Annotated in this window: 24 protein-coding genes and 1 pseudogene; 9 read left to right on the forward strand and 16 right to left on the reverse strand. The window is 73.0% G+C overall.

What is annotated here, in order from left to right; genetic code table 11:
- Window positions 1-69: 69 nt before the first annotated feature.
- Entirely contained in the window at window positions 70-903 is an 834-nt protein-coding gene (locus UW392_RS01265; RefSeq protein ID WP_320772937.1) for an RNA polymerase sigma factor SigF, read from the reverse strand.
- A 244-nt stretch (window positions 904-1,147) separates the two neighbouring features.
- Here UW392_RS01265 and UW392_RS01270 point away from each other — a divergent pair, with 244 nt between their 5' ends.
- Complete coding sequence (locus UW392_RS01270) at window positions 1,148-1,543, forward strand: helix-turn-helix transcriptional regulator (RefSeq protein ID WP_320772938.1); 396 nt, start codon at window positions 1,148-1,150, stop codon at window positions 1,541-1,543.
- A gap of 60 nt (window positions 1,544-1,603) precedes the next feature.
- Here the strand turns inward: UW392_RS01270 and UW392_RS01275 are convergent, their stop codons facing one another.
- Together UW392_RS01275 and UW392_RS01280 are read right to left on the reverse strand one after the other, a co-directional pair.
- A complete protein-coding gene (locus tag UW392_RS01275) occupies window positions 1,604-2,206 on the reverse strand; it encodes an ATP-dependent Clp protease proteolytic subunit (protein ID WP_320772939.1) in 603 nt (200 codons plus the stop codon).
- A gap of 2 nt (window positions 2,207-2,208) precedes the next feature.
- Window positions 2,209-2,862 (reverse strand): ATP-dependent Clp protease proteolytic subunit, encoded by a 654-nt coding sequence (locus UW392_RS01280; RefSeq protein WP_320772940.1) that lies wholly within the window; start codon window positions 2,860-2,862, stop codon window positions 2,209-2,211.
- Between the two features lie 280 nt (window positions 2,863-3,142).
- Between UW392_RS01280 and UW392_RS01285 the strand changes: the two genes are divergently transcribed.
- From UW392_RS01285 to UW392_RS01295, 3 genes are all read left to right on the forward strand, one after another.
- Window positions 3,143-3,625, forward strand: a complete 483-nt coding sequence (locus UW392_RS01285; RefSeq protein WP_320772941.1) for a VOC family protein — start codon at window positions 3,143-3,145, stop codon at window positions 3,623-3,625.
- A gap of 146 nt (window positions 3,626-3,771) precedes the next feature.
- Complete coding sequence (locus UW392_RS01290) at window positions 3,772-4,569, forward strand: VOC family protein (RefSeq protein ID WP_320772942.1); 798 nt, start codon at window positions 3,772-3,774, stop codon at window positions 4,567-4,569.
- A 44-nt stretch (window positions 4,570-4,613) separates the two neighbouring features.
- Window positions 4,614-5,330: a ribonuclease H gene (locus tag UW392_RS01295; RefSeq protein ID WP_320772943.1), complete on the forward strand. Its 717-nt coding sequence runs from the start codon at window positions 4,614-4,616 to the stop codon at window positions 5,328-5,330.
- A gap of 70 nt (window positions 5,331-5,400) precedes the next feature.
- Here the strand turns inward: UW392_RS01295 and UW392_RS01300 are convergent, their stop codons facing one another.
- A complete protein-coding gene (locus tag UW392_RS01300) occupies window positions 5,401-5,850 on the reverse strand; it encodes an SRPBCC family protein (protein WP_320772944.1) in 450 nt (149 codons plus the stop codon).
- Window positions 5,851-5,997: 147 nt separating this feature from the next.
- On the opposite strand from UW392_RS01300, the gene UW392_RS01305 reads away from it, so the two are divergent.
- Entirely contained in the window at window positions 5,998-7,215 is a 1,218-nt protein-coding gene (locus UW392_RS01305) for an FAD-dependent monooxygenase (RefSeq protein WP_320772945.1), read from the forward strand.
- 12 nt (window positions 7,216-7,227) lie between these two features.
- On the forward strand, window positions 7,228-8,211 hold the full coding sequence (locus UW392_RS01310) for an aldo/keto reductase (protein WP_320772946.1): 984 nt from the start codon (window positions 7,228-7,230) through the stop codon (window positions 8,209-8,211).
- 26 nt (window positions 8,212-8,237) lie between these two features.
- Here the strand turns inward: UW392_RS01310 and UW392_RS01315 are convergent, their stop codons facing one another.
- A complete protein-coding gene (locus UW392_RS01315; protein WP_320772947.1) occupies window positions 8,238-8,585 on the reverse strand; it encodes a hypothetical protein in 348 nt (115 codons plus the stop codon).
- A gap of 158 nt (window positions 8,586-8,743) precedes the next feature.
- Between UW392_RS01315 and UW392_RS01320 the strand changes: the two genes are divergently transcribed.
- On the forward strand, window positions 8,744-9,250 hold the full coding sequence (locus tag UW392_RS01320; protein ID WP_320772948.1) for a DUF6328 family protein: 507 nt from the start codon (window positions 8,744-8,746) through the stop codon (window positions 9,248-9,250).
- Window positions 9,251-9,281: 31 nt separating this feature from the next.
- Here the strand turns inward: UW392_RS01320 and UW392_RS01325 are convergent, their stop codons facing one another.
- The 7 genes from UW392_RS01325 to UW392_RS01355 all read right to left on the reverse strand — a co-directional run bounded on the left by UW392_RS01325 (window position 9,282) and on the right by UW392_RS01355 (window position 16,415).
- Window positions 9,282-9,707 (reverse strand): SsgA family sporulation/cell division regulator, encoded by a 426-nt coding sequence (locus UW392_RS01325; protein ID WP_320772949.1) that lies wholly within the window; start codon window positions 9,705-9,707, stop codon window positions 9,282-9,284.
- Between the two features lie 98 nt (window positions 9,708-9,805).
- Window positions 9,806-10,783: an LLM class F420-dependent oxidoreductase gene (locus UW392_RS01330; RefSeq protein ID WP_320772950.1), complete on the reverse strand. Its 978-nt coding sequence runs from the start codon at window positions 10,781-10,783 to the stop codon at window positions 9,806-9,808.
- 98 nt (window positions 10,784-10,881) lie between these two features.
- A complete protein-coding gene (locus tag UW392_RS01335; RefSeq protein ID WP_320772951.1) occupies window positions 10,882-11,559 on the reverse strand; it encodes an AIM24 family protein in 678 nt (225 codons plus the stop codon).
- A gap of 59 nt (window positions 11,560-11,618) precedes the next feature.
- Window positions 11,619-12,824, reverse strand: coding sequence for a CAP domain-containing protein (locus UW392_RS01340; protein ID WP_320772952.1), 1,206 nt, complete (start codon window positions 12,822-12,824; stop codon window positions 11,619-11,621).
- 98 nt (window positions 12,825-12,922) lie between these two features.
- Complete coding sequence (locus tag UW392_RS01345) at window positions 12,923-13,288, reverse strand: UBP-type zinc finger domain-containing protein (RefSeq protein ID WP_320772953.1); 366 nt, start codon at window positions 13,286-13,288, stop codon at window positions 12,923-12,925.
- Window positions 13,285-14,727: an ATP-binding protein gene (locus UW392_RS01350; protein WP_320772966.1), complete on the reverse strand. Its 1,443-nt coding sequence runs from the start codon at window positions 14,725-14,727 to the stop codon at window positions 13,285-13,287. The genes UW392_RS01345 and UW392_RS01350 overlap by 4 nt, the downstream gene beginning before the upstream one ends.
- Window positions 14,728-14,738: 11 nt before the next feature.
- Window positions 14,739-16,415, reverse strand: a complete 1,677-nt coding sequence (locus tag UW392_RS01355; protein ID WP_320772954.1) for an FAD-dependent oxidoreductase — start codon at window positions 16,413-16,415, stop codon at window positions 14,739-14,741.
- Between the two features lie 177 nt (window positions 16,416-16,592).
- On the opposite strand from UW392_RS01355, the gene UW392_RS01360 reads away from it, so the two are divergent.
- Window positions 16,593-17,459: a universal stress protein gene (locus tag UW392_RS01360; protein WP_320772955.1), complete on the forward strand. Its 867-nt coding sequence runs from the start codon at window positions 16,593-16,595 to the stop codon at window positions 17,457-17,459.
- Between the two features lie 25 nt (window positions 17,460-17,484).
- Here the strand turns inward: UW392_RS01360 and UW392_RS01365 are convergent, their stop codons facing one another.
- The 3 genes and pseudogenes from UW392_RS01365 to UW392_RS01375 all read right to left on the reverse strand — a co-directional run bounded on the left by UW392_RS01365 (window position 17,485) and on the right by UW392_RS01375 (window position 20,260).
- Window positions 17,485-18,759, reverse strand: a complete 1,275-nt coding sequence (locus tag UW392_RS01365) for a DUF4032 domain-containing protein (RefSeq protein WP_320772956.1) — start codon at window positions 18,757-18,759, stop codon at window positions 17,485-17,487.
- A 38-nt stretch (window positions 18,760-18,797) separates the two neighbouring features.
- Window positions 18,798-19,546, reverse strand: a pseudogene (locus tag UW392_RS01370) (MBL fold metallo-hydrolase).
- An 87-nt stretch (window positions 19,547-19,633) separates the two neighbouring features.
- Window positions 19,634-20,260: an alpha-ketoglutarate-dependent dioxygenase AlkB gene (locus UW392_RS01375; protein ID WP_320772957.1), complete on the reverse strand. Its 627-nt coding sequence runs from the start codon at window positions 20,258-20,260 to the stop codon at window positions 19,634-19,636.
- Between the two features lie 127 nt (window positions 20,261-20,387).
- On the opposite strand from UW392_RS01375, the gene UW392_RS01380 reads away from it, so the two are divergent.
- Window positions 20,388-22,061: an FAD-binding dehydrogenase gene (locus tag UW392_RS01380; RefSeq protein ID WP_320772958.1), complete on the forward strand. Its 1,674-nt coding sequence runs from the start codon at window positions 20,388-20,390 to the stop codon at window positions 22,059-22,061.
- A 69-nt stretch (window positions 22,062-22,130) separates the two neighbouring features.
- Here UW392_RS01380 and UW392_RS01385 read toward each other — a convergent pair whose 3' ends face one another.
- Complete coding sequence (locus UW392_RS01385; RefSeq protein WP_320772967.1) at window positions 22,131-22,481, reverse strand: DUF488 domain-containing protein; 351 nt, start codon at window positions 22,479-22,481, stop codon at window positions 22,131-22,133.
- Window positions 22,482-22,519 lie beyond the last annotated feature (38 nt).

A 22,519-nucleotide genomic window follows, 5' to 3' on the forward strand; every position in this document is an offset into this window, starting at 1 on the left:
GGCACTACGGACGAGGGTGGCCGTCCCCGTGCGGGGACGGCCACCCTCGTCCGTAGTGCCCGCGTCGGCTCAGACGGTGTCCAGCTCGCCCAGCAGGCCCGCGCGGAGCCGGGCGATGATCCGCTTGATCAGGCGGGACACGTGCATCTGCGAGCAGCCGAGCCGTTCGCCGATCTCCGCCTGGGTGGCCTCCTCCACGAACCGCAGGTGGAGGATCTCCCGGTCGCGCTCGCTCAGCTCCGCCATCAGCGGGGCGAGGGAGTGGAAGTCCTCGACGAGCCGCAGCCCGTCCTCCTCCACGCCGATGAAGTCGGCGAGGACCGCCTCGCCGCCCTCGGCGCCGTCCCCGGTGAGGGCGGCGTCCAGGGACGCGGAGTTGTAGCCGTTGGAGGCGATCTGCGCCTCGATCACCTGGTTCTCGCTGAGGTTCATCAGCGTGGCCAGCTCGGCGACGGACGGCTCGCGGTCCAGCCGGCTCGACAGCTCCTCACGGGCCTTGGCCAGCTCCACCCGCAGCTCCTGAAGGCGCCGGGGCACGTGCACCGCCCAGGTGGTGTCGCGGAAGAAGCGCTTGATCTCGCCGACGATGTACGGCAGCGCGAAGGAGGTGAACTCCACCTCGCGCGACAGCTCGAACCGGTCGATGGCCTTGATCAGGCCGATCATCCCGGTCTGCACGATGTCGTCCATGTCGTCGCCGCGGCCCCGGAACCGGCCGGCGGCGAAGCGGACCAGCGACATGTTCATCTCGATGAGGGTGTTGCGCGCGTACTGGTACTCGTGCGTCCCCTCTTCGAGCTCCGACAGGCGCTGGAAGAACTGGCGGGACAGCTCCCGCGCGTCACGCGGCGCCACGGACCGGCCGTCCACGACGTCCCGCGGCCGGATTCCGGCGCTGATCATTACCTCTCCCACGAAAGTCACGGTTCGACGTCTCCCTAGTTCTCCCGGGGTGCGGATACCCAGGTCACGTCGGTACATGCCCCCCGACAACGAAGGCGTCCGCGGGGGGAACGCACCGCTGGGCCAGGATATCCGGGCCGCCGCCCGCGCACACGTCAGCGGGATTCCGGCACACCGGCCCGATTCCCCTCAGGGCGGAACTCCGTCCCCTTCCGCTCCGCCCGGCCGCTCCTAGGCTGGGAAGGTGAGCAGCCACGCACCGGACGAAGTCCGTGTCATCCCCCTGCGCCCGCCCGCCGCCCGCCCCGCGGACCGGCCGGCCCCGGCGGCCCGCGAACCGCTCTGGCGCGACCTGGTCGGCGACGTGCTGCGGCGCGAACGCCGATCTCAGGAGCGGACGCTGAAGGACGTCGCCGACGCGGCCCGCATCTCGATGCCGTACCTCTCCGAGGTGGAGCGCGGCCGCAAGGAGGCCTCGTCGGAGGTGCTCGCCGCCGCCGCGCGCGCCCTCGGCCTGGGCCTGGGCGACCTGCTGACCCGGGCCCACGAGGACCTGGTCAGGATCACCGCGCACCACGCCGCCGCGCCCGGCCGCTCCACCGCCGCTCCCCGCTTCGACGGGCTCTGCCTGGCGGCCTGACCGCGCCCCCGCCGCCACACCCCGCCCCCCGCGCGGGGCGTGGCGGCCGGGGCCGGGCCGTCACAACCGTGCGAGCCGTCGGCTCAGCACCTCGTCCGCGAGGCCGTACGCCACCGCCTCCTGGGCCGTGAACACCTTGTCGCGGTCCATGTCGGCGCGCAGCGCGGGGATCTCGTGGCCGGTGTGCCGGGCCAGCACCTCCTCGACCTGCGCGCGGATGCGCACCATCTCCTTCGCCTGGAGCGCCAGGTCCGAGACCGTGCCCTGGCGGCCGCCGCTGGCCGGCTGGCCGAGCAGCACGCGCGCGTGCTCCAGCACGATCCGCCGGCCGGGATCGCCGCCGGCCAGCAGCACGGCCGCCGTGGACGCCGCCTGTCCGACGCAGACCGTCGAGATCGGCGGCTGCACGTACATCATCGTGTCGTAGATCGCCATCAGCGAGGTGAACGAGCCGCCGGGGGAGTTGATGTAGACGGAGATCTCGTTCTCCGGCGCCGCCGACTCCAGATGCAGCAGCTGGGCGATGACGACGTTGGCGACGCCGTCGTCGATCTCCGTGCCGAGGAAGATGATCCGCTCCGAGAGCAGCCGGCTGAAGACGTCGTAGGACCGTTCGCCCTGCGGAGTCCGCTCGACGACGTTCGGAATCGTGTACGACCCCATGGTCACAGCCCCCCCCGTCGCTTCGACGCCGCCGGGCGTACGTCCGCCAGGGACTGGACGACCCGGTCGACCATGCCGTACTCCTTGGCCTCCTCGGCCGTGAACCAGCGGTCCCGGTCGCCGTCCCGGGAGATCGTCTCGGGCGTCTGGCCGGTGTGCTCGGCGGTGATCCGCTCGATGGTCCGCTTGGTGAAATCCAGGTTGTCGGCCTGGATCTCGATGTCGGCGGTGGTGCCCCCGATGCCCGCCGACGGCTGGTGCATCATGATCCGCGCGTTCGGCAGCGCGAACCGCTTGCCGGCGGCGCCCACGCTCAGCAGGAACTGGCCCATGCTGGCGGCGAACCCCACGGCGAGCGTGGAGACGTCGTTGGGGATCAGTCGCATCGTGTCGTAGATGGCCAGGCCCGCGTGGACCGAGCCGCCGGGACTGTTGACGTACAGGCTGATGTCGGTGCGCGGGTCCTCCGCGGACAGGATCAGCAACTGGGCGCAGATCCGGTTGGCGGAGACCTCGTCGACCTGGGTGCCCAGGACGACGATGCGCTGCGCGAGCAGCTGCGCGGCCAGGTGGTCGTCGAACCGGCTGGGAGGGGTGTCGCCCTCCTCGGCCCGCGGGGAGAGGGTCCGCAGCGGGCCGGCGGTGGATGGGAACATCGGCGCTCCTTCGTCGAGGCGTCGAGACGTCGGGACAGGGGAGTCGGGACATGGGAGTCGAGACTCCGAAAAGGCGGTCGTACGCGGCGCCGGGCGCCGCTCGTCCCACTGTCGGCCCGCGGCCGCCCGGTCCGCCGCGATCTCTGCCGTCGGCAGATTCGCCGCGGGCAGAGCGGGAGCCGATGAGTTTCCGGGCCCGCGCCGGTCGATACAGATGACCGCGTCACAGATGACCGCGTCACACAGGACCGCGCGCCCCGCGCGCGCCGAGGAGGCACTCATGGCAGACGACGGGTTCACCACGTGTCTGTGGTTCGACGACCGGGCCGAGGAGGCCGCCCACTTCTACGTCTCGGTGTTCAAGAGCTCCGGCATCGGTGACACCACCCACTACCCCGAGGGCTCCATGCGCCCCGCCGGCACCGTGCTGACCGTCGACTTCACCGCCAACGGGCAGAAGTTCGTCGCGCTCAACGGCGGACCGCAGTTCACCTTCACCGAGGCGGTCTCCCTCCAGATCATCTGCGACGACCAGGCGGAGGTCGACCACTACTGGACCCGGCTGACCGAGGGCGGCGGCCAGGAGGGGCCGTGCGGCTGGGTCAAGGACCGGTTCGGGCTGTCCTGGCAGGTCGTCCCGCGCCGGCTCAACGAGATGTTCGCCGACCCCGACCCGGCGAAGGCGGCCCGCGCGAACAAGGCGATGATGGGCATGCGCAAACTGGACATCGCCGCCCTGGAGAGCGCCTTCGCGGGGGACTGAGCGGGGGACTGAGCGGGGGACTGAGCGAGGGACCGGGCGGGGGGCCGAGCGGAACGCACCGTTCGCGGCGCGGAGCCCGGCCCGGATGACTAGCGTGGTGGGACGGACCACCCACCCACATCCATCTGTTCCGGGAGGCGGCGGTCATGGCCGTACAACCTGAGGGGGCCCCGTGCTGGGCCGACGCGATGTTCCACGACCTGGAAGGGGCCAAGAGCTTCTACGGTGACGTCCTCGGCTGGACGTTCGGAGAGTCGTCGTCCGAGTACGGCGGCTACACCACCGCCTACGCGAACGGCAAGGCGGTCGCCGCCGTCGTCCCGCCGATGCCGGGCCAGGAGAGCGACTCGCAGTGGTGCCTGTACCTCGCGGTCCGCGACGCCGCGGCGGTGGCGTCACGGGTGCGCGAGGCCGGGGGCGAGGTGGTGCTGGAGCCGATGCGCGTCGGCGACTTCGGCACCATGTGCCTCGCCCGCGACCCGGGCGGCATCGTCTTCGGCCTCTGGCAGGCCGGCACCCACGAGGGGTTCGAGGCGATGGGCGAGCCCGGCGCCTACTGCTGGGCGGAGATCTTCGCCCGCGAGCCCGCGACGTCGGACGCCTTCTTCACGGCGGTCTTCGGCTACCGGACCAAGGAGGTGGAGGACGACGCGGTCGACTTCCGCCTCTTCGACCTCGGCGACGACACCGTGCTCGGCCGGATGGCCATGACGGAGGACTTCCCGGCCGAGCTGCCGCCCTGGATCAACGTCTACTTCACGGTCGCCGACTGCGACGAGGCCGTCTCCCGCGCCGCCAAGCTCGGCGGCGTGCTGCGCTTCGGCCCGATGGACTCGCCGTTCGGCCGGTTCGCCGCGCTCAGTGATCCGCAGGGCGCGAACTTCTCGGTGATCGACATCACGACCACCCGGGGCGAGCCGCCGAAGGTCACGTCCGCGTCCTGAGCCGGTCCCCCGGACCCGGCCCGGACCGCGCACCCGGCCATGGCATGATCGAGCCCATGCTTGAACGTGTTGTGGCCGCGTGCGACGGGGCCTCGAAGGGCAATCCCGGCCCGGCGGCCTGGGCCTGGGTAGTCGCCGACGACAGCGAGACCCCGGACCGCTGGGAGGCGGGCCCGCTCGGCCGGGCCACCAACAACGTCGCCGAACTCACGGCCCTGGAGCGGCTGCTGGCCGCGACCGACCCGGCGGTGGAGCTGGAGGTCCGGATGGACTCCCAGTACGCGATGAAGGCCGTCACCACCTGGCTGCCCGGCTGGAAGCGCAACGGCTGGAAGACGTCCGCCGGCAAGCCGGTCGCCAACCAGGAGCTGGTCGTGCGCATCGACGAGCTGCTCGCGGGCCGCTCGGTGGAGTTCCGCTACGTACCGGCCCACCAGGTCGACGGCGATCGCCTCAACGACTTCGCCGACCGTGCCGCCAGCCAGGCCGCCATCGCGCAGGAGGCGGCCGGCAGCGTGCTCGGCTCCCCGGAGCCGCCGCCCTCCCCGGACACCCCGCCGGCCAAGGGTCCGCGGCGCCGGCCCGCCACCGCGCGCAAGGGCGGCGCCTCGGCGTCGGCGTCCTCGGCGTCCTCCCGGACGATCAAGGCGAAGTTCGCCGGGCGCTGCCTCTGCGGACGCCCGTACGCCGCCGGCGAGCCCATCGCGAAGAACGCGCAGGGCTGGGGCCACCCCGAGTGCCGCGCGGCGGCCGCCGGCTAGACACCCGGCTTGAGGACAGGGAAGGGGCGGCCCCTGGGGGCCGCCCCTTCGCCGTGACGCACGCCGCGTGTCACACGGCGCCGCGCCAGCCGCCCGTCTCGCGGCCGCGCTCCTCGATGAACTGCTTGAAGCGCTTCAGGTCGCCCTTGGTCTGCCGCTCCACGACACCGAGCTTGTCACCCGCCTTCTCGGCCATGCCGTCCGGATGGAACTCCATCTGCAGCATCACCTTGGTGCGGTCGTCGTCGAGGCGGTGGAAGGTGACCACGCCCGCCTGCTCGGCCTCGCCCGCGACGGTGGTCCACGCGACCCGCTCGTCCGGGATCTGCTCCGTGATCCGCGCGTCGAACTCCCGGTGCACCCCGTTCACACTGGTCACCCAGTGCGTGAGGGTGTCGGAGCGCTGTTCGATCCGCTCGACCCCGCTCATGAACTCGGGGAAGGACTCGAACTGGGTCCACTGGTTGTAGGCGGTGTGGACCGGCACGCCGACCTCGATGGATTCCTCGACCTGCGACATGAGGTACTGCCTCCTTCGGCTTCCGTCGGGTGGACCGTCCGAGTACCCGCGCCCCGAGGGGCGAATCTCCTGAATCAGCGTCACCTCGCGTTACGCTGCGGGTCATATGACCGTTTTCGATGCTTTTTCCTGTTCGTGGGAGGCTGCGTGAAGGTCGTCTGCGTCGGCGGCGGACCCGCCGGGCTGTATCTGTCGATCCTGCTGAAGCGGGACGACCCCGGCCACGACGTCACCGTGTACGAGCGCGACCCGGAGGGCGCCACCTACGGCTGGGGCGTCACCTACTGGCGCCCTCTGCTCGACAGGCTCCACGTCCACGACCCGGAGTCGGCGCGCGCCGTCGAACGGCACTCGGTGACCTGGCGCGACGGCGTCGCCCACGTCGGGGAGGTGACGGCCCGCCACCGGGGCGACACCGGCCACGGCATCGGCCGCCACCGGCTGCTGGAGATCCTCGCCGACCGGGCCCGCGCCCTCGGGGTACGGCTGGAGTACGGGCACGAGGTCACCGCCGCCCGCCTGCCCGCCGCCGACCTGGTCGTGGCGGCCGACGGCGCGGGCAGCGCGCCGCGCACCCGCCACTTCCAGCACTTCGGCACCGGCATCCGGGCCGGGCGCAACCGCTACCTCTGGCTCGGCACCACCAAGGTCTTCGACGCCTTCACCTTCGCCTTCGCCGAGACGGACCACGGCTGGATCTGGGCCTACGGCTACGCGTACGGCCCCGAGGGCAGCACCTGCGTCGTCGAGTGCGCGCCCGAGACCTGGACGGGGCTGGGTCTGGACGGCGCCGACGAGGGGGAGGGGCTGGTGCTGCTGGAGAAGCTCTTCGCCGACGTCCTCGACGGCCACTCCCTGATGACGCGGCCGTCCGGCCGGGGCGGCGCCCTGCCCTGGCAGCCCTTCCGTACCCTGACCAACCGCGTCTGGTCGCGCGGCAACCTGGTCCTGCTCGGCGACGCCGCCCACACCACGCACTACTCCGTCGGCGCCGGGACCACCCTGGCCCTGGAGGACGCCATGTCCCTGGCCGCCGCCCTGCGCACCTACCCGGCGGTGCCGGACGCCCTCGCCCGCTACGAGTCGCAACGCCGCGCGGCCCTGCTGCCCGTGCAGAGCGCCGCCCGGTACAGCGCCCGGTTCTACGAGAACCTGCCGCGCTATCTCTCCCTGCCGCCCGACGACTTCTTCGCGCTGCTCGGCCAGCGCCACTCGCCGCTGCTGCCGTACCTCCCGCCCCGGCTCTACCACCGGCTCGACCGGGCCGCCGGGCGGCTGGACTCCCTGCGCCGGGCCAAGCGGTGGCTCGGCCCGAAGCTCGCCCGCACCGCGCAGACCAGGGCCCTCACCCGGACCGGCGGATGACAGACTGACGCCATGGAAGAACGCGTATTCGACAGGGCGTCCCTGCACGCCTCCGTGATCGGGCTGGGCACCTGGCAGCTGGGCGCCGACTGGGGCGACGTCGACGACAAGGAGGCCCTCGCGGTCCTGGAGGCGGCGGCCGACTCCGGGGTCACCTTCTTCGACACCGCCGACGTCTACGGCGACGGCCGCAGCGAGCAGACCGTGGCCACGTTCCTGAAGGGCCGGCCCGGCCACGGCATCACGGTCGCCACCAAGATGGGCCGCCGCGTCGACCAGCTCCCGGAGAACTACGTCCTGGACAACTTCCGTGCGTGGAACGACCGTTCCCGGCGCAACCTCGGCGTCGACACCATCGACCTCGTCCAGCTGCACTGCCCGCCGACGCCCGTCTACTCCACGGACGCCGTCTTCGACGCCCTGGACACCCTGGTGGCCGAGGAGCGGATCACCGCGTACGGCGTCAGCGTCGAGACCTGCGCCGAGGCGCTCACCGCGATCGCCCGGCCGAACGTGGCGAGCGTGCAGATCATCCTCAACCCGTTCCGCATGAAGCCGCTGCGCGAGGTCCTCCCGGCGGCCCGCGCGGCCGGCGTCGGGATCATCGCCCGGGTGCCGCTCGCCTCCGGGCTGCTCTCCGGGAAGTACACGCGGGACACGGTCTTCGCCGCCAACGACCACCGCGCCTTCAACCGGCACGGGGAGGCGTTCGACCAGGGCGAGACCTTCTCCGGCGTCGACTACGCCACGGGCGTCGAGGCCGCCGCCGAGTTCGCCGCGCTCGCCCCCGAGGGGTACACCCCCGCGCAGCTCGCGCTGCGCTGGATCGCGCGGCAGCCCGGGGTGACCACGGTCATCCCCGGGGCCCGCTCACCCGAACAGGCCCGTGCCAACGCGGCCGCCGCCGGACTGCCGGAGCCGTCCGAGGCGACGTACGCGGCCATCACGGACCTGTACGAGCGGCGGATCGAGGACCAGGTCGAAGGCCGCTGGTAGCACGCGGCCGGACCCGGCGGGCCGCCTCAGGGCACCAGGTGGAGCTCCCGCTCCTGCTCCTGGTCGCCGGAGGCGGCTCCGTCGTCCCGGGCGGTGAACGCGCGGGCCAGCGTCTCGCTCGCCGCCGACACCGCCTGCGGGGTCCCCTGGACGGTGACCGTCACCGGAGCGGACAGCCGCGCGCCACCGGCGTCCGGCGCGCCCGGCGCCTTCGGCTGCGACGGGGAGCCGAAGGTGGCCGTACGGACCGTCGCCCCGTCGTCGGCCGGAAGCTCGTCCGGCGCCCCGAAGACGTCCTGAAGCGCGTGCACCACCGCCCGCGCGTCGTCGATCCCACCACCGCTGAGCACCACGGTGAGCTGCGTGTCGGACATCCTGGCGACCTCCTCGTACTGTGCTTCGAATCGCCGTCCGTGTAACCGTGCCCCGGCCCGTCAAACAGCACGTTCGGCCGTCGGACGGCGTCTGACCGCCGGGAACGCGGGAAAACGCAGGAAGCACGGACACAGGCCGCGAGGAACCGGGAGGACCAGTGGCGGACGACGCGGGTACGACGGAGCGGGCGGTCAGACGACGCGGGCGCGACGAGAGCGAGGAGGAGCGCGCCGACCGGATGTGGACCGAGCTGATCCAGGAGGTCCGCGTCGCGCAGATGGGCGTGCAGATCCTCTTCGGCTTCCTGCTGACCGTCGTCTTCCAGTCCAAGTACGAGGAGCTGTCCGAGACCGACCAGACCATCTACCTGGTCACGGTCGTCCTCGGGGCGCTCTCCACCGGCGCGCTGATCGGCCCGGTCTCCCTGCACCGCCTCGTCTCCGGACGGCGCGTCAAACCCCAGGCCGTGCGCTGGGCCTCCCGGCTGACCCTCCTCGGCCTGGTGCTGCTGCTCGCCACGACCACCGCGTCCCTGCTGCTGATCCTGCGCGTCGCCACGCACGACGCCTTCGTGCCCTGGCTGGTCGCCGGTGTCGTCGCCTGGTACCTGCTGTGGTGGTTCGTGCTTCCCCTGTGGGCCCGTCACCGCTACACCGCCGACTGAGCGCCGCCCGAGCGCCGGCCTCGCGGCGCGGTCAGCTCCCGGCGATGACCTCCGCCAGGAAGTCGTCGACCCGGACCTCTTCCCGGCCCGGCTCCACGACGGCGTACGTCTCGCGCAGGAACGCCTCGACCGCCGGGGCCCAGACGAACACCACGGCGTGGTGGCGGCCCCCGTCCTCGCGGGGGTCGCCCAGGAACTCCAGGCGCAGCTCGTCCAGCGTCCCCCGGGCCATGGGCCGCATCCGTACGTCCCCGATCCCGACCGGCGTGCGCAGTCCCTCGGCGACCATCTCCCGGTCCAGCGTCCAGCGCGCCAGCACGCGCCCGTCGTGGCTGAAGACCACGCTGAGCGCGAACGGGTCCGCCGCGTCGTAGCCCAGGTGGGCGAAGACCGGGCAGCGCTCGGTCTCACCCGCCTGGAGCTGTACGACGAGCGTCTTGTGCACGAGGGAGTTCACGAAGGGGCCTCCGGGGACGAACCTGCTGGAACTCTCCGAGTACCCCCGGATCCGGCGGGATGCTCCGTCGACCGGGTGATTCTCCCGCCCCGACCTTCTCAGGAGCCGCCCAAAGCCTCACGCAGCGCGGGCAGCAAGGTCTTCTCGGACCAGTCCAGGAAGGAGTACTGGGCGTCGCCGCCGATCTGCACCAGGGCGATCTCCGTGAACCCGGCCTCCGCGTAGGGCCGCACCGCCTCGACGAACGCCTCCGGGTCGTCGCCGCACGGGATCGACGCGGCGACGTCGTCGGGCGTCACGAACTGAGTCGCCGCCTCGAACGAGTCCGGATGCGGCAGCTCCGAGTTGACCTTCCAGCCGTTGCCGAACCAGCGGAACTGCTCGTGGGCGCGTTGCACCGCCGTGTCCCGGTCGGGGTCGTAGGACACCGGGAGCTGGCCGACCCGCGGCTTGCCCGCGCCGCCGTGCCGGTCGAAGGCGTCGAGCAGCTCCGGCTTCGGCTCCGTGGCGATCACCAGGTCGCCGAGACGCCCCGCCAGCTCGCAGGAGCGCTCGCCGGAGACCGCCATGCCGATCGGCGGCGGGCTGTCGGGCAGGTCCCACAGCTTGGCGGACTCCACGTCGAAGTGCTTGCCGCGGTAGTTGACGTGACCGCCCTCGAAGAGCGCCCGGATGATCTCCACCGCCTCCACGAACCGCTCGTGGCGGATGTCGGCGGTCGGCCAGCCCCCGCCCACCACGTGCTCGTTGAGGTTCTCGCCCGAGCCGAGCCCCAGCCGGAAGCGGCCCTGGGACAGCGACTGCACGGTCGCCGCCTTCTGCGCCACCACCGCCGGGTGGTACCGGAACGTCGGACACGTCACGTACGTCATCAGCGGGATCCGGCTCGTCGCCTGGGCCGCCGCGCCCAGCACGCTCCACGCGTAGGGCGAGTGCCCCTGCGCGCGCAGCCACGGGAAGTAGTGGTCCGAGGTGACCGAGAAGTCGAACCCCGTCTCCTCGGCCCGCACCAGATGGCCGACGAGCTCACGCGGGCCGGCCTGCTCGGTCATCATCGTGTATCCGATTCGTACCATGGCGTCCGGGTCCCCCGCCCGGCCCGGCGAAAACGGTCCCGGGTGCCGCGGTGCCGCGGTGCCGCGGTGTCGCGGTGTCGCGGTGTCGCCGTGCCGCCTCAGTGCTGCTGCGGCTTGTGCGGCGTCGCCTCGCTCGGCCGCACCACCACGTACCCCTGGCCCTGGAGCATCAGCTGCACCGCCTCCCCGGAGCCGCCGCGCAGCATCGAGCCGATCGACTGCGAACGGTGCAGCGACGTGCCGAGCCCCGCGGTCCAGCCGACGACCGCGTCCGTGTCGACGTACACCGGGTACTGCGGCGAGACCGGGATGACCAGCGGCGTGCCCTCGCAGACCAGGCCCAGCCGGCCCTGACCGGTGAAGACGCTGTTGAACAGCCCGCCGCCGCTGATCCCGGCGCCCTTCACCGTCGCGATGCGGTACGACAACGAGGCGTCGAAACAGAGGACGTTGCGGCCGTTGACGGTGAACTCGTCGCCCTGGTCGACCTCGACGACGAAGCAGTTCTGCGCCTCGTGGGCGAACCACGCCTCGCCCTGGCCGCGCACCGCCATCAGCGGCAGTCCCTCCCCGGTGACCGCGCGTTTGAGCATGCCGCCCACGCCCTGGCCCTTGCGCTCGAACTGGAGGTTGCCGCGGTAGGCGACCATCGCGCCCTGCCGGGCGAGCATCTCGCCGTTCACCGCGTACCGGACGCACTTGGAGTTCTCGACGGTCATGCCCGGCGCCTGGGCGGGCTGGACCATGTGCTCACTGGAAAAGAGGTCACCCTTCATGCGGGCATCCTGGCCCGGACGGAGGCCTTCCGCCAAGATCGGGGTCGGTGACGGCCGTTTCAGCCGCCGAAGAGCTGGGTCCAGTAGGTGCCCGCCCGGCCGCCGCCGGCCAGGCCGATCCCGATGTGGGTGAAGGCGGGCTTGAGGATGTTGGCGCGGTGGCCCGGACTGTTCATCCAGCCCTCCACGACGTCGGCCGGGGAGCGCTGCCCGCAGGCGATGTTCTCGCCGATCGTGCCCCGCGCCGAGCCGGCGGCCAGCGCCCGGTCCCAGGGCTTGCCGCCGTCGGGGGAGGTGTGCGCGTAGAAGTCCCGGGCCACCATGTCCGCGCTGTGCGCCTGCGCCGCGGCGGTGAGGAAGGGGTCGGAGACGAGCGGCGGCAGGCCCGCCGCGGACCGCTCCCGGTTGGTGCGCTCGACGACCTCGGCCGCGGTCCGGGCCAGCCCGTCCGGGGTGCGCGGCCGGGCCCACAGCGCGGTCCAGTACGTGTCGCCGGACGGCCCGCCGGTGGCGTGCGCCAGGCCGATGTGCGTGTGGGCGGGGTCGCTCAGGGTGCGCCGGGTCCGGTCGGTGTCCAGGCAGTACGCGACGAACTCCTCCGGTGTGCGCGGCCCGGAGACCAGGTGCTCGCCGACGGTCAGGTACGCGTACCCGGCGGTCAGCCGGGCGTCGACGGAGACGGGCGGCGAACCGACGGCGGCCCGCGCGGAGTTGACCACGGTGAGGAATCCGGGCTCGGACGGCGCCCCGGAGGCCCCCGCCCCCTCGGCGTCGGCGGCGTCGGGGTCGTCGGCGATGTCGACGCCGAAGTCCCGGGCGAGACCGGCCAGTCCGTCGGCGTACCCCTGCCCCAGGGCGCGCAGCTTCCAGCCGCCGCCGCGCCGGTAGAACTCCGCGAGCAGCAGCACCGTCTCGCGCTCCGGGCGCGGCGGTGTGAACCGGGCCAGCACCCGGCCGTCCGCGCCGCTCACCCTGAGGGCGGGGGCGGGCAGCGCGCCGAACGCGGTGTCCGGGGCGCCGGGGCTGACGGCGACCGTCACCCGGGTCGCTCCGGGGCGGAGCCGGCGCGGGTCGACGGTGAGCGCGCCGTCCCGCAGCCGGGCGCCCGGGGCGTCCGGCTGGTTGTAGAAGACGAAGTCGCCGTCGCCCGCGACCTTCCCGGCGTCGTCGGTGATGAGCGCCGAGACGTCGAAGTCGCCGCGCACCCGCACCTCGACCGGGCCGGCGGGCAAGGGGATGTTCCCGCCCGGGACCAACTCGCTCATGCACACCGCCCTGTCGTCCTGGCTCACGCTCCGGTGGGGGCGCCGGAAGAACGGACGGGGCGGCACGAGGGTTCCCCCGCGGCCGGGCGGGGCGCGGTTCAGCCGTTCAGCGCGCTCGCCCAGTCGGCCGGGACGCGGCCCGCCGGTCCCGGGGCCGGCTGGTCGGCCGGGTGGCTGACCGGCGGCGCGAGCTGCGGCCCGGACTCGTACAGGGTCTCGTCCGCGAAGTCCCAGAACCACTCCTCGCCGGGCTCGTAGCTCTGCGCCAGGGGGTGCCCGGTGGTCCTGAAGTGGCCGGTGGCGTGCTGCCCCGGGGAGCTGTCGCAGCAGCCCACGTGGCCGCAGGCCGCGCAGCGCCGCAGGTGGAACCACCAGCCGCCGCTCGCCTCGCACTCGGCGCAGCCCGCGCCGCTCGGCGGTACGGCGGTGTCGATGGCGTTGCCGCCGTTGTCGTCCTGGCTCATGCCTGTTCCTCTGTCGGTGCGGGTACCGCCGCGGTCAGCGGCAGCAGTACCTGGAATCGGGTGTCGCCCGGCCGGGAGTCCACCTGGAGACTGCCGTGGTGCTTGTTGACCACGATCCGCCAGGAGATGTCCAGGCCGAGCCCGGTACCCTCGCCCACCGGTTTGGTGGTGAAGAAGGGGTCGAAGATCCGGTCGCGGATCTCCGGCGGGACGCCGGGGCCGGTGTCGCGGAACTCCACCAGCAGCCGGTCGTGGTCGCGGGCGGTCCGCACGGTCAGCGTCCCGTCCCCGCCCGCCTCGTTCATGGCGGCGACCGCGTTGTCGATCAGGTTGGTCCACACCTGGTTCAGCTCCGCCGGGTAGGCGGGGATGCCGGGCAGGGCGCGGTCGTACTCCTTCACAACCCTGATCCGCGGGCCGGTCTTCCCCGACAGCATCAGCAGCGTGGAGTCGAGGAGTTCGTGGACGTCGGCGATCCGGTAGGGCGCGCGGTCCAGCTGGGAGTACTGCTTGGCGGCGTCCACCAGGTGCGTGATCCGGGCCGTGGAGTCCCCGATCTCGTCCATCAGGAGTTCCGTCTCCACCGTGTAGTTGAGCCAGCCCACGGCGCCGGGCAGGATCTCCTCGTCCACGGCCGCCGCGACCTGGTCCAGCCACTCGGTGTCCAGACCGGCCTGTACGAAGGTCGGCGCGAGCTGCCAGCCGCCCGCGATGCCGTGGTCCTCCAGCCAGTCGGTGAGGGCGTCCTCCCGGTCGGCGGCCTCCAGCGGCGTCAGCACGGGCGCCTTGGCGACCCGCTCGGCGGTCCGCTCCTGGATGTCGATGAGCCCGGCGAGCGCCTCCCGGGAGAACGGCCCCTCGGCGATCACCGCGAGCTTGTGCCGCATCTTCGCCACCCGCTCGCGCAGCGTGGCCGTGGCCCGCACCGCCGCGGCGGCCGGGTTGTTCAGCTCGTGGGTGAGCCCGGCCGACAGCGAGCCCAGCGCCAGCAGCCGCTCCCGCTGCCCCACCGCCCGCTGGGTGTTCTTCGACCCGAAGAACAGTCCTTCCAGCAGGTGGACGGCCATCGGGAACCACTCCTGCATGATCTGCGAGAAGGTGTCCGCCGGCAGCACGAAGAACCGGGTCGGCTCCGTCACGCGCATCGAGTTGTTGTAGGTCTGCGGCACCCGGTCCCCGAGGTACGCCTGCATCGACCCGGCGTAGACGCCGCGCTGCGAGGTCCGGTTGACCTCCACGTCGTCCCCGCCGACCCGCCGGGAGAGCACCACCGCCCCGTCCAGCATCACGTAGAAACAGGTGGCGGGGTCGCCCTCGGTGTACACCGGACCGGGTTCGAACAGCTCCACCCGGCCCTCGGCGCACAGCCGTCCCAGCTGCTCCGGCGTCAGCTTCTCGAACAGGAACAGCGACTTGATCTCACCGGGGCTGCACGGCATCGGCCGCCCGCTCACGACTGCTCCAGGTACCGGTGGACGAGCATCACTGCCATCGCTCCCTCTCCTACGGCGGAGGCGACCCGCTTGGCGGACTCGGCGCGGGCGTCGCCCGCCACGAACACGCCCGGGACGCTGGTCTCCAGGTGGTACGGCGCCCGCGCCGGCTCCCAGCCGGCCGGCGGCTTCCCGTCGGGCATGAGGTCAGGACCGGCGAGGATGAAGCCGCGCCCGTCCCGCTCCACGGTGCCCTCCAGCCAGTCGGTCAGCGGCGCGGCGCCGATGAACACGAACAGCCACCGCGCGTCGACCAGTTCGCTCTGCCCGGTCTCGGCGTCGCGCAGCGTGAGCCGCTCCAGGCGGCCCTCGCCGTGCGCGGCCTCCACGACCGTGCCGCAGCGCACCGAGATGTTGGGCATGTCCTCGATCTGCTGGATCAGGTAGTGCGACATCGACGCCGTCAGCGACGCGCCGCGCACCAGCAGCGTCACCGACTTGGCGCCGCGCGCCAGGTACATCGCGGCCTGTCCGGCGGAGTTGGCGCCGCCGACGATGTACACGTCGTGGCCCTGGCAGGACGCGGCCTCGGTCAGCGCGGAGCCGTAGAAGACGCCGCAGCCGGTCAGGTCGTCGGTGCCCGGCGCCGCCAGCTCCCGGTAGGAGACACCGGTCGCCAGGATCACGCTGTGCGCGGCGACCGCCGAGCCGTCGGAGAACCGCACGGTGCGCGCCGAGCCGTTGACCTCCAGGCCGGTCACCTCCCGCGCGGTGAGGATCTCGGCGCCGAACTTGGCGGCCTGGCGCCGGGCCCGGTCGGTGAGCTGGCCGCCGGAGACACCGTCGGGGAAGCCGAGGTAGTTCTCGATCCGGGAGCTCTGCCCGGCCTGCCCGCCGGTCGCCGACCGCTCCACCAGGACCGTACGCAGCCCCTCGGAGGCGCCGTACACGGCCGCGCCGAGCCCGGCGGGGCCGCCGCCGATCACCACCAGGTCGTAGAAGTCGGCCGTCGGGTCCGTCGCCAGGCCGACGTGCGCGGCGAGGCCGGGCGCGTCCGGCTCCACCAGTGGCGTCCCGTCCGGCGTGATCACCACGGGCAGCCGCTGCCCGTCCTCGCCCGCCGCGGCCAGCAGCCGCCCGCCCTCCGGCTCGTCGGACGAGTACCAGCGGTAGGGCACCTGGTTGCGGGCGAGGAACTCGCGGACCTCCGAGGAGCGCGCCGAGAAGCGGTGCCCGACCACCTTGGTGCTGGGCACGGGCCTGTGGTCGCCGGCCCGCCACGCCGCGAGCAGGTCGTCCAGGACCGGGTAGAGCTTCTCCTCCGGCGGGTCCCAGGGCTTGAGCAGGTAGTGGTCCAGGTCGACGACGTTGATGGCGTCGATGGCCGCGTTGGTGTCCGCGTACGCGGTCAGCAGCACCCGCCGGGCGGCCGGATAGACGTCCATGGCCTGTTCGAGGAATTCGATGCCGTTCATCCGGGGCATCCGGTAGTCGGCGAGGATCACGGCCACGAGGTCGCCGCGCAGCTTCAGTTCCCGCAGCGCCTGGAGGGCCGACTCACCGGACTCCGCGCGCACGACGCGGTGCGCGGCTCCGTACCGCCGCCGCAGGTCGCGGGCGACGGCGCGGGACACCCCCGGATCGTCGTCCACGGTCATGATGACGGTCCGCGCCGTCTGAGCGGCCTGTGTCATGCGTCCCCCACGTCGAGCGGCCGGGTTCACGGCACGGCCCACCCGTGACCGCACCGGCCGACGTCCATCGTATGTTCGATCGCCGCGCGGTGCCCGCCGGACCGGGTCCGGGCCGGAGCACGCCGGCGGGGTGGGGGAGACTGGCGGCACACGCACCACGACGCAGGGAGGAACCGCATGACGCGCCCGATCACGGCAGGGGTGGACGGATCGGAGGAGAGCCTGGCGGCACTGGCCTGGGCGGCCCGGGAGGCCGTCCGGCACGGGACCGCGCTGCGCGTGGTGCACGCCTGGGGGTTCGAGCCCCGTGAGGGGGCCGAGGACCGACAGGCGCAGGAGCGGTGGGTGCGCGAGACCGTGGAGGGAGCGGTCGCGGACGTCACCGGGCGCCACCGCGGCCTTGAGGTGACCACCGAGGTCCGCGAGGGCGAGACGGTCGCCGCGCTGCTCGCCGCCGCGGCCGCCTCCGGGGCGCTGGTCCTCGGCTCGCGCGGCCACGGCGCCGTCGTCGGCTTCCTGCTGGGCAGCGTCGGTCAGCAGGTGATCGCCGAGGCCCCGGTCCCTGTCGTCCTGGTGCGCGCCGGGGACCGGGCCGCCGACGAGGTCGCCGGGCACGAGATCGTCGTCGGCCAGCAGGGCGATCCTCAGGACAGCGCCGAGGTGCTGCGGTTCGCGTTCGAGGCGGCCGCCGCCCGCGGCGCCACCGTGCGCGCGGTACGCGCCTGGACCCTGCCGCCGCTCTTCGCCTACAGTCCCGGCTCGCTCAAGCTCCTCGACGACGCGGGCGGTCTCGAACCGTACGAGCAGAAGGCCCTCGCCGACGCGCTCAGGCCGCTGCGGGAACGCTTCCCCGACGTGCACGTCGTCGAGCACGTGGAGATGGGCAGCGCCGGGCAGGTCCTGCTGTCGGTGGCCGGACGCGCCCAGCTGATGGTCGTCGGCCGGCGGGCCCGGCGTACCGCCGTCGGCGCCCGGATCGGTTCGGTCGCCCACGGGGTGCTGCACCACGCGGGCTGCCCGGTGGCCGTGGTGCCGCACTCCTGAGGCCAGTCGTGCCGCACTCCTGACGTCAGTCGTCCGCCACGGGCTGGAGCGTCTCGCGCGCCTTGGGCAGGACGTTGTCGATGTAGTCCCGTACCGCCGTGTCCAGGCCTATGTCGTGCTGGGCCCGCTCGGAGAGGTACCAGCGGTGCTCCAGCAGCTCGTGGTAGATCTCCGCCGGGTCCATCGCGCCGCGCAGCTCGTACGGCACCGCCCGCACGGTGGGCCGGAAGACGTCGCGCACCCAGCGGTGGGCGAGGACCTCCGGGCGGGCGCCATGGGGGTCCCCCCGGCCCGAGCTGATGCGAGGGAGAGGGGGAGGGTCGCCGGGGGCATAGTCGTCCTGGGTGGCCATCCAGGACTCCAGGTCGTTCAGCAGCCGCCTGGCCTGGTTCTCCTCGGCGTCCAGGCCGGTCAGGCGGAGCAGTTGCCGCTGGTGGTGCCCGGCGTCGACGACCTTGGGCACGAAGGTGACGGTGTCGCCGTTGGAGGCGTGCTCGATCTGCATCTCGGCCACGTCGAAACCGAGGTCGTTGAGGCGTCGGATGCGGCGCTCGATGTAGTGGTACTTGCCCGCCGGGTAGACGGAGGTGCGGGTCAGCTCCTGCCACAGCGTGCGGTAGCGGTCGCAGATCGCGGTGCCGAACTCGATCGCGTCGACGGACGGGTGGAGCGCGCCGGACGCCTCCAGGTCGAGCAGTTCGCCGCTGATGTTGACCCGGGCGAGGTCGAGGTCGTAGTCGCGCTGGCCGTCGCTCAGCCGCTGGTGCAGCTCGCCGGTCTCGGCGTCCACGAGGTAGGCGGCGTAGGCGCCCGCGTCCCGCCGGAAGAGGGTGTTGGACAGCGAGCAGTCGCCCCAGGCGAACCCGGCCAGGTGCAGCCGCACCAGCAGCACCGCGAGGGCGTCCATCAGCCGGTCCATGGTCGCCGGGCGCAGGGTCGTCTCGAACATCGACCGGTACGGCATCGAGCCGCCGAGGTGGCGGGTGATCAGCACCGGCTCCAGCGGCTCGCCCGCGGTGTCCGTGCGGCCGGTGACCACGCCCAGGGCGTCCACCGCGGGGATGCCCAGCCGGTCGAGGTCGCGCAGCAGCCCGTACTCGCGCAGCGCGGGCCGCTCCGCCAGCTCCTTGACGGCGACGATCTCGTCGCCCGCGCGGGCGTAGCGCACGACGTGCCGGGAGATGCCGCGGGGGAGCGGCACGAGGTGTTTCTCGGGCCACTCCTCCAGCGGCGTCTGCCAGGGGAGTTCGAGCAGGAGCGCGGGGTGCTCCGGGTTGGTGGCACTGATCTGCAAGGCCATGTCCCGAACTCTAAACGGTCCTCAGCACTCGCCGGTGGTCACCGTTGTGCGCGCTCGCGGGCGCGCCGGGCCGCCGTAGCGACCGGACCGCGGTGCACCGGCCCGTGGCCGGGCAGCAGCACGTCGCCGTCGAGCTTCTCGAACAGGTCCAGTGAGGCGATCGTCCGGGCGCGCTCGTGGTGGAACATGTCGGGGAGCAGCTGCGGGCCCTCGGCCCGCGAGATGGGGTGGCCGGTGACCAGACCGTCGCCGGAGATCACCACCCCGGCCTCCGGCAGGTGGTACGCGCAGTGGCCGTCGGTGTGGCCGGGGGTGTGCACCGGGACGGGCCGGCCGGGCAGGTCCAGGGCGCCCGCGCGCGGGAACGGGCGGGGCTCGGCCACCGGGAGTTGCGCCGTGCCGCCGGAGCGCGCGGCGTGCGCGATCCACGGCAGCACCCCCGGGCGCCAGGCGTTGCGGAGCACGGTGGGGATGCCGACCTGCTGGAGGAAGTCCCGCCGGGCGTGCGGCACTTCGGCCTCGTGCAGCAGGACCGGGGTGCCGTAGGCGGTGCGCAGGTACTCGGCGGAGCCGAGGTGGTCGTTGTGCGCGTGGGTGATCAGCACCGCCGCCACCGCCTGCGGGGAACTCCCCACCGCCGCGAGGGAGTCGAGCACCGCCTGCCGGTCCCGGGGTAACCGGTGTCGACGAGCGTCACCGCGTCCCCGTCGGTGAGGATCACCCAGTTGGTGTTCGAACCGTGCACCAGATAGGTGCCGTCCGCGACCTGCCGCACGTCGGCGCTCATTGCTCACTCCGCATTCCGGGGTCGGTGGTTCCGCTTGTGTCAGCCAACCAGACGTGAGGAACAAGCGGAACGGCGGGTACCGCCCGGTCACCGCACCCCGCGCGGACGGAACTGCACACTGATCCGACCGCCCGCCGCCCGCGCCGACTTCGGTACGCAGTGCTCCCAGGTGCGCTGGCAGGAGCCGCCCATGACGATCAGGTCGCCGTGGCCCAGCGGCCGGCGCACGGAGCCGCCGCCGCCGACGGGGCGCAGCAGCAGGTCCCGGGGCGTCCCCACAGAGAGGATCGCGACCATCGTGTCCTCGCGGGCGCCCCGGCCGACCCGGTCGCCGTGCCAGGCCACGCTGTCCCGGCCGTCCCGGTAGTGGCAGAGCCCGGCCGTGGTGAAGGGCTCGCCCAGCTCCTCGGCGTAGTGCGCGCAGAGCGCGTCCCGGGCCTCGTCCAGGACCGGGTGGGGCAGCGGGTCGCCGGAGCCGTAGAAGCACAGCAGCCGGGGCACGTCGACCACCCGGTCGTACATCTCGCGGCGCTCCGCGCGCCAGGGGACCTCGGCGGCGAGGTGTTCGAACAGCGCGTCGGCGCCGCTGAGCCAGGAGGGGAGCACGTCGATCCAGGCCCCGTCGCCGAGGAGGGTGCGGCGGATTCCGTCGAGCGGGCCGAGGCGGAGCCGGTCGGTCTGGTCGAAGAGAGAGCCCTGGAGGTGCGTGGTCATAATCCGAGCGTACCTCTTATTCGAAAACGTGTTCCCATGGCGGCGCGGGGGCTGCGCCGGTGCCGGTGTTTCGGATACGTTCCCGTATCGAACTGAGGCCCGTTGATCGAGCAAGGGACGGATCGCCATGGATGCCGACGTCGTCATCGTGGGAGCGGGCCTCGCGGGCCTGGTCGCGGCGCACGAGCTGACCAGCCGGGGGCGGCGCGTCGCCCTCGTCGACCAGGAGAACGCCGCCAACCTCGGCGGGCAGGCGTTCTGGTCGTTCGGCGGGCTGTTCCTCGTCGACTCGCCCGAGCAGCGGCGCCTCGGCATCAAGGACGGCTCTGACCTGGCCTGGAACGACTGGCAGGGCAGTGCGGGCTTCGACCGGACCGACGACGAGGACTCCTGGGCGGTGCGCTGGGCGCGGGCGTACGTCGAGTTCGCGGCGGGGGAGAAGAGGTCCTGGCTCCAGGGCCACGGCATCACGTTCCTGCCGACCGTCGGCTGGGCCGAGCGCGGCGACCTCAGGGCCGACGGACACGGCAACTCGGTGCCGCGCTTCCACATCGCCTGGGGCACCGGGACCGGTGTCGTCGAACCCTTCGTCCGCTACGCCAAGGAGGCCGTCCGCGACGGCCTGCTCACCTTCCACCACCGCCACCGCGTCGACGGACTGGTCGTCGAGGGCGGCGCCGCACGCGGTGTGCGGGGCCGGGTCCTCGCCCCGGACGATGCGCCGCGCGGCGTCGCCTCCAACCGCGACGAGATCGGCGACTTCGAACTGACCGCGCAGGCCGTGATCGTCACCTCCGGCGGCATCGGCGCCGACCACGACATCGTCCGCCGGTACTGGCCGGAGCGGCTCGGCACCCCGCCCGCCGAGATGGTCACCGGCGTCCCCGCCTACGTCGACGGCCGCATGCTCGACATCAGCGCCGAGGCCGGCGTCCGCCTGGTCAACCGCGACCGGATGTGGCACTACACCGAGGGCGTGCGCAACTGGGACCCGGTCTGGCCGGGACACGGCATCCGCATCATCCCCGGCCCGTCCTCCCTGTGGTTCGACGCCCTCGGCCGCCGCCTGCCCGACCCCTGCCTGCCCGGCTACGACACCCTGTCCACCCTGCGCCACCTGCGCACCGCCGACGGACTCGCCGAGCACGACCACTCCTGGTTCATCCTCACCCGGAAGATCATCGAGAAGGAGTTCGCGCTGTCGGGCTCCGAGCAGAACCCGGACATCACGGCCAAGGACCGCGGCGCCGTCCTGCGCGAGCGCGTCCTCGGCAAGGGGGCGCCGGGTCCGGTCGCCGCCTTCCTGCGCGAGGGCGCCGACTTCGTGACCGCGCCCGACCTGGAGCGGCTGGTGGAGCGGATGAACGCGCTGACCGGCAAGCCGCTCCTCGACGCGGCACTCGTCCGCCGCCAGATCGAGGCGCGCGACCTGCAACTCGCCAACCCCTACGCCAAGGACGCCCAGATCCAGGGCATCCGCAACGCCCGCCGCTACGTCGGCGACCGCCTCGGCCGGGTCGCCGCCCCGCACCGCCTCCTGGACCCGGCCGCGGGCCCGCTCATCGGGGTCAAGCTGCACATCCTCACCCGAAAGACCCTCGGCGGCATCCAGACCGACCTCGACTCCCGCGCCCTCGGCCTCGACGGCACGCCGCTCGACGGCCTCTACGCGGCCGGTGAGGTGGCGGGGTTCGGCGGCGGCGGGGTGCACGGGTACAACGCCCTGGAGGGCACGTTCCTCGGCGGCTGCCTCTTCTCGGGGCGGGCGGCGGGGCGAGCGGCGGCGCGGCAGACGGCCTGAGCGCTCCTCCGCGTCCAGGACGCGGTCAGGACGTGGTCAGGACGTGGTCAGGACGTGATCGGGGGGTGGTCAGGACCCGAGGACCCGGGTGAGCACGGCGGCATGGCTGTGCTCCGGGTCCTTCGTCGCCGTCAGGAGGGTCACGGTGCCCTCGCACGCCAGCTCCCGCACGTGGCCGAGGGCCGCGGCGGCCGCCGGCTCGGCCAGCTCCGCCTCGTAGCGCTCGGCGAACTCCTCGAAGGAGCCCTCGCCCGCGTGGAACCAGCGGCGCAGTTCCGTCGACGGGGCGACGGCCTTGGGCCACTCGTCGAGCCGCGCCGCGTCCTTGGCGAGACCCCGCGGCCAGAGCCGGTCCACCAAGAGCCGCACACCGTCGTCGGCGGCGGGCGGATCGTAGACGCGGCGCACACGGACGTTCACGGCGTTCACGGCGTTCATGGCGTTCACGGCGAGGCCCC

Source organism: Streptomyces sp. CRN 30, from assembly GCF_034105845.1.

Coding starts and splice junctions, on each gene's coding strand:
- UW392_RS01265 (WP_320772937.1), bottom strand. CDS start 903: ATGATCAGCGCCGGAATCCGGCCGCGGGACGTCGTGGACGGCCGGTCC.
- UW392_RS01275 (WP_320772939.1), bottom strand. CDS start 2,206: ATGGGGTCGTACACGATTCCGAACGTCGTCGAGCGGACTCCGCAGGGC.
- UW392_RS01280 (WP_320772940.1), bottom strand. CDS start 2,862: ATGTTCCCATCCACCGCCGGCCCGCTGCGGACCCTCTCCCCGCGGGCC.
- UW392_RS01285 (WP_320772941.1), top strand. CDS start 3,143: ATGGCAGACGACGGGTTCACCACGTGTCTGTGGTTCGACGACCGGGCC.
- UW392_RS01290 (WP_320772942.1), top strand. CDS start 3,772: ATGGCCGTACAACCTGAGGGGGCCCCGTGCTGGGCCGACGCGATGTTC.
- UW392_RS01295 (WP_320772943.1), top strand. CDS start 4,614: ATGATCGAGCCCATGCTTGAACGTGTTGTGGCCGCGTGCGACGGGGCC.
- UW392_RS01300 (WP_320772944.1), bottom strand. CDS start 5,850: ATGTCGCAGGTCGAGGAATCCATCGAGGTCGGCGTGCCGGTCCACACC.
- UW392_RS01310 (WP_320772946.1), top strand. CDS start 7,228: ATGGAAGAACGCGTATTCGACAGGGCGTCCCTGCACGCCTCCGTGATC.
- UW392_RS01315 (WP_320772947.1), bottom strand. CDS start 8,585: ATGTCCGACACGCAGCTCACCGTGGTGCTCAGCGGTGGTGGGATCGAC.
- UW392_RS01330 (WP_320772950.1), bottom strand. CDS start 10,783: ATGGTACGAATCGGATACACGATGATGACCGAGCAGGCCGGCCCGCGT.
- UW392_RS01335 (WP_320772951.1), bottom strand. CDS start 11,559: ATGAAGGGTGACCTCTTTTCCAGTGAGCACATGGTCCAGCCCGCCCAG.
- UW392_RS01340 (WP_320772952.1), bottom strand. CDS start 12,824: ATGAGCGAGTTGGTCCCGGGCGGGAACATCCCCTTGCCCGCCGGCCCG.
- UW392_RS01345 (WP_320772953.1), bottom strand. CDS start 13,288: ATGAGCCAGGACGACAACGGCGGCAACGCCATCGACACCGCCGTACCG.
- UW392_RS01350 (WP_320772966.1), bottom strand. CDS start 14,727: ATGCCGTGCAGCCCCGGTGAGATCAAGTCGCTGTTCCTGTTCGAGAAG.
- UW392_RS01355 (WP_320772954.1), bottom strand. CDS start 16,415: ATGACACAGGCCGCTCAGACGGCGCGGACCGTCATCATGACCGTGGAC.
- UW392_RS01360 (WP_320772955.1), top strand. CDS start 16,593: ATGACGCGCCCGATCACGGCAGGGGTGGACGGATCGGAGGAGAGCCTG.
- UW392_RS01365 (WP_320772956.1), bottom strand. CDS start 18,759: ATGGCCTTGCAGATCAGTGCCACCAACCCGGAGCACCCCGCGCTCCTG.
- UW392_RS01375 (WP_320772957.1), bottom strand. CDS start 20,260: ATGACCACGCACCTCCAGGGCTCTCTCTTCGACCAGACCGACCGGCTC.
- UW392_RS01380 (WP_320772958.1), top strand. CDS start 20,388: ATGGATGCCGACGTCGTCATCGTGGGAGCGGGCCTCGCGGGCCTGGTC.